This is a genomic window from Syntrophomonas palmitatica JCM 14374 (genome assembly GCF_001311885.1).
In the GTDB taxonomy this organism is placed as follows: Bacteria; Bacillota; Syntrophomonadia; order Syntrophomonadales; family Syntrophomonadaceae; genus Syntrophomonas_A; species Syntrophomonas_A palmitatica.
Map to the genome: position 1 here is coordinate 160,631 of NZ_BBCE01000003.1, position 17,646 is coordinate 178,276.

General features: G+C 45.1%; 9 protein-coding genes. All 9 read left to right on the forward strand.

Features of this window, described 5'->3' with window-relative positions; all coding sequences use genetic code 11:
* Positions 1-147 precede the first annotated feature (147 nt).
* The 9 genes from JCM14374_RS14375 (at position 148) to JCM14374_RS03005 (ending at position 17,593) form a co-directional block, all read left to right on the forward strand.
* Complete coding sequence (locus JCM14374_RS14375) at positions 148-477, forward strand: hypothetical protein (RefSeq protein ID WP_242848796.1); 330 nt, start codon at positions 148-150, stop codon at positions 475-477.
* A 128-nt stretch (positions 478-605) separates the two neighbouring features.
* Positions 606-3,419 carry an ATP-binding protein gene (locus JCM14374_RS14380; RefSeq protein WP_054693281.1) on the forward strand — a complete coding sequence of 938 codons (2,814 nt, stop codon included), beginning with the start codon at positions 606-608 and terminating at the stop codon, positions 3,417-3,419.
* An 11-nt stretch (positions 3,420-3,430) separates the two neighbouring features.
* The gene (locus tag JCM14374_RS02980; RefSeq protein WP_054693284.1) at positions 3,431-4,249 is read left to right on the forward strand and encodes a DUF4007 family protein; all 819 of its coding nucleotides are present in this window, start codon (positions 3,431-3,433) and stop codon (positions 4,247-4,249) included.
* A gap of 15 nt (positions 4,250-4,264) precedes the next feature.
* Positions 4,265-6,832 carry a hypothetical protein gene (locus tag JCM14374_RS14385; protein WP_242848797.1) on the forward strand — a complete coding sequence of 856 codons (2,568 nt, stop codon included), beginning with the start codon at positions 4,265-4,267 and terminating at the stop codon, positions 6,830-6,832.
* Entirely contained in the window at positions 6,819-8,552 is a 1,734-nt protein-coding gene (locus JCM14374_RS14390; RefSeq protein ID WP_242848798.1) for a hypothetical protein, read from the forward strand. The genes JCM14374_RS14385 and JCM14374_RS14390 overlap by 14 nt, the downstream gene beginning before the upstream one ends.
* Positions 8,553-9,169: 617 nt before the next feature.
* A complete protein-coding gene (locus JCM14374_RS02990) occupies positions 9,170-11,002 on the forward strand; it encodes an acyl-CoA dehydrogenase family protein (protein ID WP_054693287.1) in 1,833 nt (610 codons plus the stop codon).
* 367 nt (positions 11,003-11,369) lie between these two features.
* Positions 11,370-12,650, forward strand: a complete 1,281-nt coding sequence (locus tag JCM14374_RS02995) for an exonuclease SbcCD subunit D C-terminal domain-containing protein (RefSeq protein WP_242848799.1) — start codon at positions 11,370-11,372, stop codon at positions 12,648-12,650.
* A gap of 10 nt (positions 12,651-12,660) precedes the next feature.
* Positions 12,661-16,332, forward strand: coding sequence for an AAA family ATPase (locus JCM14374_RS03000; RefSeq protein WP_054693291.1), 3,672 nt, complete (start codon positions 12,661-12,663; stop codon positions 16,330-16,332).
* 139 nt (positions 16,333-16,471) lie between these two features.
* Positions 16,472-17,593 (forward strand): PAS domain-containing protein, encoded by a 1,122-nt coding sequence (locus JCM14374_RS03005; RefSeq protein WP_054693294.1) that lies wholly within the window; start codon positions 16,472-16,474, stop codon positions 17,591-17,593.
* Positions 17,594-17,646 lie beyond the last annotated feature (53 nt).

Consider the following 17,646-nt stretch of genomic DNA (forward strand, 5'->3'; position numbering starts at 1 on the left):
TAACCATAGTACTCAAAGCGTAGCCGGGCCATTACTCTGGAAAGCTTCATGGTAGTAGGCAACGAAAAACTAGCTTCTCAACAGTGGGCCTGGGAGCCGTATATGGATGCCGCGATTGTAACACCGTTACATCCAGTGCTATTAGAAATGATGATGCACCAATATAGCTTCCTTTGCGACAGCTTCTGCTTTTACGCGGAAGAGGCCTTACAGGCTTCGAATGAGAAGCCGTTTGCTGAGAGGTATTGGTATCGAGTAGTTGATTTGTCAACCATGCAGTGGCCAGTATTGGGAACCATAACTGACTACAACCAGACTATGAACACCAATGTGAAGAGTTTCGGCTATATTCACTTAGTTGGTGTCGCTGACCAGGTTAGCTCCTTTCTTAATTCACGATTACTATTCGAATATGAAGATGACGAGGAAGATGTAGCTGATGAGGAACTCTTCCGTGAGACACAGGCTTCTGCCTGATCAAACAGATACTTGATGATTATCAGTCGCTGCATCCTTTCGCCCACGATGGCTTGACCATCGGGGCTTATTGTGGTCTGGAGATTCAACCGATCATTGCAGGCCTTGATAGCCATCTGGCTGGTCTATTGAAAAATAGGGAAGAACCGTTTGCCCTGCGGATTAATATTTTTTCTGACAGTAAAGACGACAGCGCAGTTATGCGGTGGGTTAATGCCTGGAAGGATCGCTGGCAGCAGGCCGAGCTGTCTACCAGTATGAAGCATTATGCTAATTGTCGCATATCGATTGCTTACCGTGTTGTTTCAAGGGAAAATGATGCGGAACAGTTTAAACGGCTTCTGAAACAGACGGAAATGGATATCATGTTTTTTTCTGACTTTGTCGACCTGAAGGGGAGCAGATTTGAACCGGTCATTGGTGAATTATACATCGGAAATGACTATCGCCGCTTCCCGGTACTAGAAAAGGCCTGTTGTAAGAAAAGCGGCGGAGGACAGGATTATAAGCGGGAAAGGATTCTAAGCAATCAACGATTCCAGTTGGGATCCGCTTACGCCGAAGTGATGGCGAGGCTTAATAATAGACACGCCAACTCGCAGGAACGACATGTTGTGATAAGTTATAGTGATTTTCATCCCTGGGTGAAAATCGTTAATGAAGCCCATGCTCATAGCAGCTGGGTAGTATGTATCGATCCGTCTGTTGATGAACAATTATTGCTAATGGGAAACAACAAAGGACAAGTTAAGAGAGAGATTGTGGGTTTTGGTTCCGGTGTAGGGGCTCATGGTGAGAATAATTTTACGGTTTCAACTGAGCATTTTTCTATGTTGGATATCAGCAAAAAGATCAGTTCGTATACGGCAGCGCTGTTTGCACCCATTGAGAAGGAGAAAACGGATGCGATCGCTGAAAGCTTAGGTAGAGAAACCTTGCATATTGCTGGCCTATCAGTCGTTAAGGCTACAGGTCCCATCAAGTTTGTCCGGGAGTTTATCGCTAATGCTTTGGTACGAAAACTATTGCCTCGGGAATCAGGTGTCTTCTGTGATGAAATATTTTCTCTGGATGCTTTTATTCACTGGTTTGACGATCCCTATAATAATCGGCGTCCTGATTTGTTAAGAATAAAATCATCCATAGTAAATGGTTATTTTAACATTGAGGCGCAGTTAGTTGAGTGTAAACTGGCGCAACAGTCAGAGGGATATCTCCAGGAGGCCAGGGAACAAATTGAAAATGGTTTAAAACAGTTAGTATGGAAATTCAAACCCCGGCTGGGAGAGGGACCGATTGGCATTTATGATCCGCCTAATCAACGCTATTGGTGGATGCAATTGCACCGCTTAATCGCCAGTAAGGGTGAGACTAATATGGCCCAATATAACGACACGTTGCTGGCTTTGGAAAGATTAAGTGAAGGATGTTTCAATATCAGTTGGCAGGCGGCAATAGCCGCGATTTGGACTGACTTGGATAGTGATGAATGTGCGTCAAGAGCGGATTGGGAATACAGCTATGAAGGGCAGTCTTTAGATGTTTGCGTTGTCCAGATTGGGAAAGAATTTTTACAAAAGGCCTGTCTGGAAAAACAGTCGGGAGAGATTTTTGTAAGCGAGAAACGAATTAAATTTGAATTTACACCACCAGCGGAAATACCTGGTAATGATGCGGATTGTGAAGGAATAGCCGTTAAAATCGCGTTGGTTGGTGAACCTGATCAGGATAATTTTTCACCTGTGATCAGCAGCGGAGATGATAAGGAAATGGTAGTTGAACCGGAGAACGAAAAACCGAAAATTCCCGAAAGGATAATGCTGGGTAGAGCGATCAATACGAATCGCGATATTTATTGGGAGTTTGGTCATAAGGATCTTCCTAACAGGCATCTATTAATTTTTGGAGCATCAGGTACCGGAAAAACTTATACCGTACAATCCATCATTTTTGAATTGGCCAAGTGTAAACAGAATAGCTTGATTGTAGATTACACCAATGGGTTTATTACCAATCAATTAGAAATGATAGTAAAAGAGGCGCTAAAACCCAAACAGCACATTGTACGTAGGGAACCTCTGCCGATCAATCCTTTCCGACAGCAGTGTGATGTAATAGAAGATTTTGAATTACCAGAGGATCCGGCTACTACCGCTCAGAGGGTCAGCGGGGTATTTTCCGAGATATATCAACTCGGAGATCAACAAAAATCAGCGCTATATACGGCAATTCGGGATGGGGTTAATGAATCGGGGGACAAGTTTAATATGGCTGCCTTAATGCAGCGTTTGGATGTGATTAGTGATAGCGGTGGGCCAATCGCAGCATCGGCAGCTAGTGTAATGACCAAAATTCAACCATTTGTAGATACAAAACCATTCGGGATGGAAGATCCGCAAAGCTGGGAACGTATATTTTCTGATGATAATTCCCGCTGTCATATAATTCAATTAGCGGGTTTTATGAAGGAGTTTGCCCGCCTCATTACAGAGTTTGCTTTGATTGATCTCTATAGATATTACCGGGCGCAAGGCGATAAGAATAGACCTAAGGTAGTAGTGCTAGATGAAATTCAGAATCTTGATCACCGTTTGGAGAGTCCGCTGGGACAGTTTCTAACTGAAGGCCGAAAATTTGGCATTTCACTGGTACTGGCAACCCAGACCCTTAGTAATTTAGGGAAAGACGAACGGGATAGACTATTCCAAGCTAGTCACAAGCTTTTCTTCAAACCGGCTGATACTGAAATTAGATCGTATGCCGGCATATTGGCTGATGCTACGGGAGAAAAAAGCGATGAATGGGTGACCAGGCTAGCTTCATTAAAGAGAGGGGAATGCTATTCACTCGGATTTGCCTTAAATGACAGAAGCGGAACCCTGGAACCTAACAAGTGGTTCAAAATCAAGATTAATGACATCGAGAACCGAGTCGAGAGTTAGGAAGTGAAAAGGTGTTGCCCATAAATTTTCATAAAACCTTTATTCCAGAACGGCATTTTATCGCTGCTTTATTGGATTATACTGCCTTGGGGAAAGGTGGCACACTGCAAGAGATAGCTGCTGACACCGGAATTCCCATGGGAAAGACCAATGGGAAAGTCCCAGCTATCCTAGATTATGCTCGTGGTATGGGTTTAATAGAAGTACATACCGGATCGGAAAAAGGAGTCAAGGTTCCGAAACTGACAAGTTTGGGCAGAGCGGTATATATGGAAGACAAATATCTGGGAGAAGCAGTAACTCAATGGATAGTGCATATGAACCTTTGCCGCTCCGATATAGGGGCGTTAGCCTGGAATGCTGTTTTCAATAATGGCAGAAGTATGCTGGGAGGGCATTTTGACAAGCAGCAATTAGAGGATTACTTAGTGGGAATCTGCGGACCGGGTAATGACAGAACTGGACCCTTGCTTCGGGTGTATCTTGAAGATGCTGCACTGGAACGAACACGAGCCATTGAACTTAACGGGGATACTGTTGTTAGGAGCAAGGCCCCATTATTGGATTTCTATGCCGTACCCTATTCCGCCTTTGTTTTAGACTTAATGGAATCATATTTTCCAAAACAGAATCAAGTCACCCTTGCGGATTTGCAAAATGCGACCGGTTGGCTAGACATATGCTTCTGGAAAGAAGCCGATATCGAAACGGTATGCTTGTTGATGGAAAGAAAGGGTTATATTACCATAGATCGTCAAAGGCAGCCATGGATAATAGAAAAGTTAAGCAGAGCGGAGGAGATATGGCCACATATTTGGGATGACCTATAAATCGGGGGGAGAGGAATGAAATACAAAGATGTAGTCTCATTCAGAGATGATTTATTATTTAACGGGGCTGTTCAGATCGGATGGTTTGAACATGATTTGCCCCAGGCACAAAAAGCAGCTCAGCATTATGTTTTTCATGGTCCTGACTATCATGGGGTCAGTGCAAACGATTTCGACGGAGGACATCGCTTAGTAGACACTGCTAGTTTTACCCTGGACATACTACAGAGGATTTATGGTAATTCCGCGGAAGAGCCGTTTGAATTAGCTATTGCCGGTTATGGAACCGGAAAATCACACCTTGGCGTCACCCTTGCCTGCATGTGTTCCCAACCGAACTCAACAGTTTCTAAAGAAATATTGAAAAACCTGAGCATGGCTGATGCTGCTATTGGTAAAGAAGCCAAAGCCCTGATTAAATCTGCCCAACCTTTCTTAGTAGTAGCTTTAAATGGCATGCAGGACTTTGATTTGAGCGGAGAAATAATTCGTCAGGTTTTACGGGTTCTTAATCAAGCAGGGATAGATACATCTGTCTTAGATAACCTGCGTCCTCGTTTTCGAACCGCTCAGGTGTTTACAGAATCTTTCTATGAATCATTGCAGAAGGATTATCAAAAGCAATTTGGTGCGGATAACAGTCTCCATAGTATAATCGAAGCCTTAAAATGCCAGGATGAAGATACCTTCCGCCGGGTGAGCTTAATATATGAGCAAAAGATGGGATCACCCATCTATGCGGTTGGTCAAGAATCATTGCACGATTTTATACGGGTAGCCAAGGAAACATATTGCGGACCGAACAAAGCATTTGCCGGTATTCTTATCATTTTTGATGAATTCGGTAGGTATCTAGAGTTTTCGGTGCAAAAACCCCACGTGGCTGGGTCCGGGGCCTTGCAGCAATTGTTTGAATGTGTTCAAGCCAACGGAGATGGTGTCTTTTTATTGGGGTTTATCCAATACGAACTAAAGGCATACATATCTCGGATAGCTCCCGAGCTGCGGGACGACTTGAATCGATATGTCACACGATATGATGCGGTAAAAAAAGCCCGCCTATCTACTAACCTCGAAACTCTTATTGCTAATTTGCTAGAAAAAAAGGATCATACTAATTTACAGGAACAGCTAGCTGCTATTCAAGGAATCAAAGATATCCAAAAGAATATGCAGTCCTGGTTTCCAGATTTAGCTAATTATTCTCTGTGGACAGATAAAGACAGATTCATGAAAACTGTTGTCGAGGGATGCTGGCCCCTACATCCTATTTCAACCTGGATTCTATATAAACTAAGTTCGGCGGGTAAATCTTTGCAACAAAGATCAGCGCTGTCGCTGCTCGCCGAAGTATATAACGGCTTCAGCAAAGGGACTATTAGGCCAGGCAATATGCTGGTACCTATTGACTTCTGTAACGAATCACTGGTTGGGGAGTTTCTTGCAGCAGAAAGATCCGGACAACAGGGGGCTACGGCCAATGCTTATGAAAATGTTATAGCTAAATATCAATATCAACTTAAGGAAGAAGAAAAACTGGCTCTGAAGGCAGTACTGCTTGCCAGCAAGATAGGGGTTAAAGTAGAATTAAAGGTCGATTATTTGATATTGCTCGGACAGTTTAGCGGACACAATATTGAGACATTATCTTCAGCCATTACCTCTCTAGAAATGGAATACGGTGTTTTGGAGTGGAATGACCAGTTGCGCCAGTATGAAATTATCGGCGAAGCTGTTCCTAGAAGGACATTCCTGGATTATTTGGAGCGAAAGGCAGCTCTAATTAATTCTGACCAAAGGGCTAGTATATTTGCGCAGAATTATCGGAAGTGGAGCGGGCTTGATCTGTTCAACACTGATTTTGGAACTAAAAATAATATTGCTAGCCGCGAATGGGACTACAAGATACATATTTCGAATGTTTCCATGATTGAAACGGAAATCAATTATGCAGTGAAGATGTGGCTAGAGGCGTTAGAGACTGACGAACCACGGGGACATCTGATCTACTGCTATGTTGGAGCTGAAAGCAAACTAGACACCATAAAAGAAATGGTTGACCAAATGCTGAGGAAGAGTCTCTCCGAAAATAACGTTGATTTGGAGACGGGTGCTCCTATAATAGTTGTATTGCTATATGATGCTGATGGGTACTTGGGTCAGCGAGTGGCTGAGTATTGGGTTCTTGAAGAGCAAATGGACAATGATGAAAAAGCCAAATTTCATAATTTCATTATGGATAAGAGCAACAGCATTAAACTCGATATGGAAAACCAGGTCTCAAAACTGGAGAAGGAGCGGAACATCCTTGTTGCTACAATCAAAGCCATTCCACCCAGCCGTCTGACTAGCATGCTATATCAGTTGTTTGACAGCATTTATTGCGAGAGAATTACGTTTCCCTTTGATGGATTTAGTACTTCTCGGGGAAATGCTGCTAAAGACTGTCAAACTTTTACTAGACAGTTCTTCTTGGGCTTCTTAGACCGCAATTGGTTGATGACCCAGGCAGCTCAACAGAAGAATCGTGGAGAAAAGGTATTCGACAAAGCTTGGGGCGTATTTGATAATGACGGATCTTAGGTTAAAACCACGGGATGAGTCACTTCGAAAAATAATAGAACTTCTGGAAAACCTCCTGCAATCGGGCGAAGACAATCATGAGGCATTAAACCTCGGACGTGTAATGCGTTTATTATGCGCACCACCGTATGGTTGCAATATTGCTTCTGCTGGACTGATTTTAGCTCTTTTTGTTGGAAAACGCCGAAACAATCTTAATTTACTCCGTGAGAGCCAAGTAGTATCTATTGACGTCTGGCTTTCCGATGCTTTGCAGGGCAATTTTCTCAATCTTAGGATTCTTGATAGTACTGATTTGGTTTTGGTATCCCAAGAGACTATCTCAGAGTGGGAGAAGCTGCTGGAAGACTGGGATAGTGAGGATACGTATAGCGGGAAGGTGGCCTTTCATGATAAAGCTCTTAAACTACAAAGTAAAATTCCTATACCACAACTTCTTTATTATAAGTATGAAAATTTGGCCAGCAAAGCAAGGGCTGCACAAGCTGCCATAAATGAATACAATAATAAATTGGATGACGCTACCAGTAAAATCCATAATGGTAGTGAAAGAGATAAGCTAAATATTTTAGCGTGGGGAACAGTAATATTAAAAGATTTACTGTCTTTGATGGAATCAGAAGCTTATAAATGGACCTCGGCACAACTTGAAATCGTTCAAAAGAACCTGGCAGATGCCAGATTAAAGACACAAGAAATGTTTCCAAATTGGTATAAGCACCAAACGGTTCGAACGATCGAACAACTAGGTGACTTCAAACGCCAAATGATTTCAGTAGAGCGGAATTTGACTAGTTTAGGCCTGGATGATGAACAAAAGTTATTAGCTGAATATGTGGAAGAGATAGAGAGAAATGTACGGTTTATTGATGAACTCAGGAAAACAGTAAACAATATTAAACAGATGTCGATCAATAATGTAGTTAATGATTCTACTACGATACAGACCTTAAACAGTTGGCTTGAGCAAGTGCAGACCTATGTAAAGCAACTTGATGAAGCTCGTTTGCGCACTGATATTGTTGACCGTGATATTGCAGATGCAAAGAGTATACTAGCCAGGTTCCAGAAGGGTTGCCTGGATCAAGTTGAACGCAATAAAGAGCGCCTTGGGAAGGTATACGAAATCGAAGAGATTGATAGTTTAGGACAAATTACCGCTTGGAAACAGGAGGTTAATATACTGATCAAGATTTTCGAAAGCGATAAGGACAATGAGGACTTGGTCTTAGTACAAAAACAGCTTGATTTGTTGGAAAGACATTTCCATGTCCTGGATGATTCAGAACTCGATGATAAAGAATTTCTGAGATTATTACATCAGTGTGAACAAGAAACCCTGGAGCAATTTGACGGCGACGATCCGCCATTAGATAACGATGCAATATATGCTAGTATAAGCAAATCATTACAGGGCAAGAGGAGCAGTTTAGCCAAAATATGGATGGAAGCGCATTTGCCCGAACTCAAAGATATTAAGGAATATGATGCAGCTAAGGCTTTACAAACTATAGCTAGCCTTCAAAAACGGCCCAAACTACTTTCAAACGATCAAGTGAAAGAAGTCAAGAAGATGATAGTCGCCTGCGAGATTCGGATTGACGAATTAGAGGTAGATGGTTTACTTGCCAAGTTTGATAAGTTGTCTGACCGGAACAAGAAGGCATTTATAAATAAGATTGAAAATCAAATCCGGGCTTATCTTAATAGCATTGCTTAGAGCTATTTGAGGATTTTGCATACTATATTGTCTTTTTTACAATAGATTAAAAGTCAAAAATCGTTGATGTTGAAAGAATCCTCTACACAAGACGTGATTGGCATCATATCCTGTGACGCAAGGACGTCAGGATAAGGCGTTCATCACTCACAGTAGGACATTTTTGCGGCATGACCGTTAGACCTGAAATAGCTTCATTAACAATGTCCATCATCTTAAATGCGGTTACAGTTGCTGACAGCTGCGCAGAGATATGAGAACCGTCCCCTTGACAATTAAAGTGTCATGAGAACCGTCCCCTTGACATTGTGAGAACCGTCCCCTTGACATTGATTAGCATAAAAGCGTAGAGCATACGCATCGAAGGTTTGAATGGCTAAGTAATTTACAGCGGCGTGATTTTTATTGGCTTGCGATACCATGCAGGAATAATAAACCCTTTTAGCGAAGAGCAACAAAACCACACTTGCTTTACAGTCGACAGGATACTGTGAGATAAATGCTTAGAGTTGAGCCAATAGACTAATCAACCTTGGGAAGACGAAGGGTTTGCCCGCTAAGACCTACAAAGCGAGTTGCTGGTTCATTAAAAATAAGTTCAAGAGGGAGATGGTATAATGGTTTCCGCTTTTGTTCACTCCACCCGGGATCACATTTTTCTTCTCAAGGAATGGCTGGATTTGTCAAAGGTTCTTAATACTGATCGGTTCAGGAATACCTACAGTATAGATGACATCGATACCATACTGAACAATGCCCTGAGAATAGCCAGGGAGGTAATAGCCCCCACCAATAAAGATGGGGACAAGATCCAGGCTCGGTTTGAAAATGGCAAGGTAATAGTACCGGAATCATTAAAGAAGGCGTACCATTTCATCCAATCCAATGGTTTGGGGTCCAGCAACAAAAACCATAATGATGAATCGGCTCTGCCCTTGTGCATATTAGGGTGCGCTTGGGAATACCTGGCTGCCGCTAACCCGGCATTGACACCCTATTATGTGCTTACTGCCGGAGCCTGTAATTTAATTCAAAGTTTTGGTGATGAAAAATTAAAAACCCTTTTTTTACCTAAAATGTTCAGCGGACAGTGGTCCGGCACTATGGCCGTAACCGAACCGGGCGGAAGCTCAGATTTGGGTGATCTTCTGACCAAGGCGTATCCCACTGATGAACCGGGGATCTATAAAATCAAGGGGACCAAGTGTTTTATTACCGGAGCTGAACAGGATATTACCGAAAACATCGTTCACCTTGTCTTGGCTCGCGTTGAAGGAAGCGCTCCCGGACTGAAAGGCCTATCTGTATTCGTGGTGCCCAAATATTGGCCTGACGCACAGGAAGAGGCTGGTGTTTTCAATGATATTAATTGTGTTGGAATAGAAGATAAGATGGGAATGCGGGGTTCAGCCACCTGTATGATCAATTTTGGCGAAGATAACAACTGCCGGGGATATATTTTAGGAGACCCCCCTGATGAAAACGGAGCCGGTCAGGGTAATTATCAAATGTTTAAAATGATGAATGAAGAGCGTCTTAATACCGGTTATGGGGCGGTAGCTGCCGCGGCTGTTTCTTATTACAATGCGGCTCACTACGCAGCTCAGCGTATTCAGGGGAGGCTGCTGGCTGATCTTAGAGGTGAAAGGGTTCCAATCATTCGGCATGAGGATATTAGGCGTAATCTTATGTTCCAAAAATCTCATATCGAGGCTCTGCGGGCGGTGATTGTTTACACATTATATTTGCTGGATATAGCTGAATGGAGTCAGGATAAAGAACTGGTGGCAAATGCTAAAGATATAGCAGATCTGTCGACCCCCATTATTAAGGCTTACGCTTCCGATATGGCTTTTCAGTGCATTAATGAAGCACTGCAGGTTTTTGGCGGTTATGGTTACACGGAAGAATACCCCATATCCCAAATGCTTCGTGATTCCAGAATCTTTTGCATATGGGAGGGCACTAACTATCTGCAATCCTTGGACCTTATAGCGCGCAAATGGACTCGGCGTAAGGGAACCATGTTTGCTGGCTGGCTGCAGTCAATACAGGCTTTTATTGATGAGAACAAGGATAACCCTAACTTTGCCAAAGAATTTGAGATTCTGCAAAGAGGACTCGATAGCTATAGACAGATCCAAGCGGCTATCGGCGGTTACCTTGCCCAGGGGAAGATAGGCATGATTGGCCTTTATGCCACCCGCATCCTGCATGCTACCGGCAAGATATACTGTGGCAAAGTGTTGCTGGACATGGCACTAATTGCACAAAAGAAGGTTGACGAGCTGGAAACAGACCATTATGATTATGGTTTCTATAAAGGCAAAGTTGCTGCGGCGCGATTCTTTTTGCAGAATATTGTGCCCGAAGTAGAAACCACCCTGGCCATAATTAAAGAAGGGGATACATCGGCACTGGATTTGGAGGAAAATGCATTTCTAATATAATAATTAACTTCTTGCACATTTAATACCTGTCGACAAATGGGGGTATATATTACAAAGGGAGGTTATTGAAGGGTTAAATCAGAAGTTCTGCCGAAATAATAGGCACAACCATCTGTTTTAAGCGGGATGGTTGTGCCTTAACGATCATTGCGCAAAATTATTGATGGGCCTAGAAGAATGAAGTCGCGTTTACCGTAATAATATGGAATTTCAATAACCCTCTATCTACCATGTATGTCCACGGGCTTCTTACCCCCAGTCAGCCTTACCGGCGGCGAATTGCTTGTCCAGCGCGATTTCTGGCAGCTGATTATTGAGACATACATTTGTCACTTGCCCCCGGTATAATGCGGGTGAAGTTCTATTAATGCCGCCTATTTGGCTGGAAAAATACGGGTTTGGGGAAAGGAGCGGGTTTATGAGAATATTGCATACTTCGGACTGGCATCTCGGTCATTCTTTATATGGACGGAAAAGATATGAAGAATTTGAGTCATTTCTGAATTGGCTGGCAAAGCTGCTTACGCAGGAGGAGATAGATGTTCTGCTGGTGGCCGGAGATATTTTTGATAACACTGCTCCCAGTAATAGATCGCAGGAATTGTACTACCGTTTTCTCTGCCAGGCGGCGGCATCATGCTGCCGTTATGTGGTAATTACAGGGGGAAACCACGATTCTCCTTCATTTTTAAATGCTCCGCGAGATCTGCTGCGTTATCTGCAGGTTTACGTTGTGGCAAACATAGAAGAAAACCCCGATGATGAAGTCCTGGTTCTGCAGAACCAGGCGGGGGAAGCGGGATTGATCGTATGCGCGGTTCCTTATCTTCGCGACCGTGACATTCGCGGCGTGGAAATCGGCGAGAGCGTGGAGGATAAAGAGCGTAAGCTGGTAGAAGGGATTCGCGCTCACTATGCTCTGGTAGTTGACCGGGCACAGGAGATTCGGGCCGGGATGGAAAAACCGGTTCCGATAATAGCTATGGGGCATCTGTTCGCCTCCGGGGGTACTACGGTAAAGGGAGACGGGGTCAGGGATCTCTATGTGGGTTCACTGGCCCACGTGGGAGCGGATGTCTTCCCGGCGGCCATAGACTATCTGGCCCTGGGACATTTACATACCGCTCAGAAAATAGGCAGACAGGAAAATTACCGTTATTCGGGCGCGCCGCTGCCTATGGGTTTTGGTGAAGCCGGACAGGAAAAGCAGGTGGTAAAGGTGGAATTCGCGGACGGTAGGACGCGGGTTACGTATATTCCGGTTCCTGTTTTCCGAGCTTTATATAGTATTCACGGAGATTGGGAACAGATTGCGGCTGAACTGGCAAGGCTGAAAGCAGAGCAGGCAGAGGCCTGGCTGGAAGTTGTCTATGAAGGAACAGAGATAATCAGCGATTTGCGCGAGAAGCTAGATGAAATCGTGGCGGGAACTGGTCTGGAAATCCTGCGTTCATGGAATAATCGCCTGTGGGAACAGGACAAACAACTGATGGGTGAGGGAGAGGTTCTTAGTGAATTGGATGTCAGGGAGGTTTTCGAACGCTGTCTGCAGGCCCATGGAATAGAAGAAGGCGAACGCAAAGAACTTCTTAAGCTTTTCCAGGAAGTGGTTGACGCGTTGGATACAGAGGACCTGATGGCCGAATAGGGGGAATAAAATGAGAATACATCAGATACGCTTTCAAAATCTGAATTCATTGACAGGGGAATGGAGTATAGATTTGACCGATCCGGCTTATTTAACTGACGGGATATTTGCCATTATTGGACCGACCGGGGCCGGAAAAACAACCATTCTCGATGCCGTATGCCTGGCCTTGTATGGACGTACTCCTCGTCTGGAGCGGGTGAATAACAGCAGCAATGAAATCATGTCCCGCCATACGGGAAGTTGTTTTGCCGAAGTTAGCTTTGAGACCCGCGAAGGGGTTTACCGCTGTCATTGGAGCCAGCAGCGCGCTAAGAAAAAACCGGATGGGGAACTGCAGGCGGCCAAACATGAGATATCTGATGTGAACACCGGTAAGGTAATAGCGAGTAAGCTCCGCGATGTTGCGGCTGTGGTCGAGCAGATAACCGGCATGAATTTTACCCAGTTTACTCGCTCCATAATGCTGGCCCAGGGAGGTTTTGCTGCTTTCTTACAGGCTCCGGCGGATGAACGGGCGCCTATCCTGGAGCAGATTACCGGCACAGAGATCTACAGTGAGATTTCTATGAAAGTCCACCAGCGCCGCGGGGAGGAAAAGAACCGCCTGGAGGTTATGCAGGCCGAAATTGCCGCGATAAAAATAATGAGTGAAGAGGAAGCAAAAAGCCTGCAGCAGGATCTGCAGAAAAAAATTGAACAAGAAACAGAGCAAGAGAATCAGTTAAAATCGCTGACCGAGGCCCTGACCTGGCTGCAGACCTTGAATAATCTGGAGAAGGAAATCGAAAACCTGCAGGAAGAATGGCAGAATTATGAAGAACGCCTGAAAAACTTTGAGAATGACCGTTTGCGACTGGTCAGATCCCGGCAGGCCATGATTTTAGACGGCTCTTATTTCAGGCTCTCAAACCTGCGGAATCTGCAGGCACATGATTTAAGTGAAATTGAGCGTATTCGGGCAGAACTGCCCTTACAGAGGGAGATCCTGGAGAGGGCTAATCAAACCTGGCAGGATGCGCTGCGAAGCTTTAATGCATTGAAAAAACTGCGTAAAACCGAAGGGGAAAAAGCCACAAAGGTCCGGGCCCTGGACCTTTTAATAAAACAACAGAACCAGCAGACAGCTGAAATCGAAAGCACTATCGCTGCCGGGCAGATGGAGTATGAGGATTTACAGAAAAAGTTATATGCGGGAAAGCAGCATTTACAAACAATAGAACAGGCTCTGATTAAAGTTCAGCAATACCTGCGGGAAAACTGTCAGGATGAAGGGCTGGTTGTTAATTTAACCGGGATAGCTGCGACTTTTAAACTTCTCAGCGAGACTGATGATGCCCGGCAAAATAAGGAACGGGAATGGCAGCAGGCGGGAGAAGCATGGAAAACCTTGATAAAGGCTCGGGAAGAAATCGCGGCCGCACACGAAAGAAATGAACAGTTACTGCAAAACCAGCAGGAGAAGCTGCGGGATCTGAGGGAAAAACTGCAAACCCTGAGTCAAGGACATGAAATCGCCTGGTGGCGTGACAAGCTGGATGAGATAAAGGAAGAACAGCAAAATCTGCAGGAACTGGAACAGTCGCTGCGGGAAATCGCCGGAATGGAAGATGCTTTGCGGATGGGCCGGGAATCGATTCAAAGCCTTGAGGAAAAACAGCAGTTACTAACCCTGGAAATAGAACAATGGGTTGAGAAAGCTGCCGCCTGTGAACGAGAAGTGAGCCATATGGAAACTGAAGTGGCTCTATTAAGCCGCATCCGGGATCTGGAAGAAGAGAGGGCCAGGCTGCAGGACGGAAGTCCCTGCCCCCTGTGCGGCGCGACGCAGCATCCTTATGCACGAGGGAACGAACCCCGCATGGGTGAAGCCGAGTTGAAACTGGATAAAGCTCGCAAAGCCTGCAAAAACGCTGACCAGCAGCTGCAAAAACGCAAGTTGGAGAAGGTTACGCTTGATAAGGAACTGGAACACAACATTAACAATTTACGCGAAACCGAACTTCGCCTGCTTAAAGAGACAGAACACAGCAATGGGCTTATTGCGCTATTGGGTCTGCAATTACCCGCGCATAAACCTGCGGACGCGGTTCGGATGATTATGAAGCAAGGCGCAGCCAAATTAGCTGAGCATATTAAACAGATTAAACAAATCGAAGCCCTGCAAAAAAGCGAAAAGGAACTGGCAGCCCAATACGAAGAATGTTGTTTGGCTTTTAATGACTCCGCCACCGGTCTGCAGCAGGCGGTTTGGAAACAGGAGCAGGCTAAAAAGGAAACTGAACGTTTGCGTAACGAGTATCTGGCTTTAGAAACTGAGGGTGATAATCTGCGCCAGGCCGCCTTAAGAGAGGTAAGGGCGTACGGGATTGCTGATTTGCCCCGCGAGGGTTTAACTACGGTTCTTAAGGCCCTGAATAAACGTAAAAACGCCTGGGAGAGCAAACAGGACGAAAAGATTCGTCTGGAAAAGGAAACAGGCATTGCTCACAACGATATGACTAATCTGGCAACGCGGCTTAAAAACCAACAAGATATTGTCCGCCATGAGCAGACCAGGCTTCAGCAATCCCAAAAGCGCCAACAGCTGCTGCAAAAAGAACGGTTTGACCTGTATGGCAATCGCAACCCTGATGAAGAAGAATCCCGTTTGGAGGCAGACATTCTCCACAGCGAGGAAGCGCTGGACCAGGCCCGCCAGGAAGCCGAAATGGCCGGGCGCAATGTGGAGAGCATGGAAAAAGACGAAAAAATCCTGAACGATGCTGTTCAAAAGCGGGCGCCCGAACTGCAGCTTGCGGAGCAGGAGTTTGCCCATCAGCTGCAAGAGGTCGGTTTTGCAGGTGAAGGAGATTATATCCAGGCAAAATTACCAGCTGATGAACAACAAGCCCTGGCGGAACAGGAGGAAGGATTAAAACAACAAAAGACGGAACTGCAGACCCGTCTCCGCGATAAACAGGAAGCCTGGCGTCAGGAAAAAGATAAAAAGGTTACCGGAGAATCCTGCCAAACCCTGCAAGAAAACCAACTGGTTTGCGAGCGGGAGTTAAAGGACCTGCGAGATAAAATTGCGATTTACAGACAAACTTTGAAAAACCATCAGGAAAACCGCCGGCAAATGCAGGAGCAGCTGCTGTTGGTTGAAAAACAAAAGATTGTATTACAACGCTGGCAGATGCTGCATGATTTGATCGGTTCGGCCGATGGCAAGAAGTTTCGCAACTTTGCCCAGGGACTGACCTTTGATATAATGATCGGTCACGCCAACCGTCAGCTGCAGAAAATGACGGACCGTTATCTGCTGCGGCGTAATCAGCAGCAAGCTCTGGAGCTTAATATTATCGACCATTATCAGGGGGGTGTAATCCGCTCTACGGCCAACCTGTCGGGCGGAGAGAGTTTCCTGGTCAGCCTGGCCCTGGCCCTGGGGCTTTCCGGTATGGCCAGCCACAAGGTCAGTGTGGATTCACTTTTCCTTGACGAAGGTTTTGGGCTTTTAGATGAGGAAACTCTGGATACGGCCTTGAATACCCTGGCGGGTCTGCATCAGGACGGCAAACTTATCGGAGTGATTTCCCATGTTCCGGCTCTCAAAGAACGGATCGGCGCTCAGATACAGGTAATTCCCCTGTCCGGAGGGCGGAGCGCCTTGCAGGGTCCGGGGTGTGCACATTGTTAACCGGCGTAAAAGCCAGAATGCTGCCATGAGTTATGTGAAAATAGAGGCCTAAAAGTCAAAATGTGACAAAATTTTTGCATGAAATAGGTTATTATGACCGCAGCAGATAAAAATTCGCCATTGCTGAAGGGAAAACGGGTTGAAAGATTGCCGGAGTCAAGATAAAAACAAGGCGCGAGAAGGGCAGCCCCTTTTTAATGAACACGAGCGTATGCGGCTTATGGCCGCAGCCATTGAAAATTCTTCGCACCCTTTTCTGGTTGGGTTCAAAGATGGCCGCATAGCCTTATTTAATCATGCTTTTTGCCTTTTAACCGGATATTCCGAAGCGGAACTATATTTGTTGAACTGGAAAAGCGATCTAACACCTGCAAAATGGCATGATATACAGGCTGTTACGATTGAGGAGGTATATAGAACCAGGCAGGTACTCTGTTATGAAAAGGAGTATTTGCGTAAAGACGGGTCTCGGGTGCCGGTGGAAGTTCTAATTCACCCGTACATTGATGACGATGGAGAGATTGTCTACTATTATGGTTTTGTAACCGATCTGACCGCCAGAAATCAAGCCCTGGAACAATTAAGAAAAAGTCAGTTCCAACTACATGAAATTTCCGAAAACATGTTGGATATGTATTGCAAAGTGGATAATAGCGGGATTATTCAATATTCAAGCCCGTCCTATAGTGTTGTTCTCGGTTATAGCCCCGAAGAATTAATGGGAACGCTGGTTTTTGACCTGGTATATTATGAAGATAGGGAGCATATAATCGATGAATTTTACACCCATCTTAATAGCAGGATCCCAGGCCGGTTTGAATATCGCTGCCTTCATGCTGACGGACATTACCTGTATATGGAGACCATCGGCAAACCGCTGTTGCATGGTGAGGGGACAGAAGGCGCTATCCTGGTCAGCCGTGATATTACCGAACGTAAAATGGCCGAAAATGCCTTGCGCCAATCGGAAGAAAAGTTTTCCAAGATATTTCTGTGCAGTCCCGATACGATTTCAATTACCACTTTGGAAGGCCGCTATGTTGACGTTAACGATGCCTGGACCCAGCTTACCGGTTATGAACGCCATGAGGTAATTGGGCGTACTTCCTTGGAGTTAGGACTTTGGGTTGATCCTACCCAAAGGGAATACTTGATCAATAAACTAAATGAGCAGGGCAGCCTGCGCGGGGTTGAAACCAGACACCGGACCAAGTCCGGAGAGATATTAACCGCCCTGTTTTCCATGGAAAAATCGACATAGAAGAACGCCCGCATCTATTAGTAATTATTAAGAACATCACCGACCGTAAACGC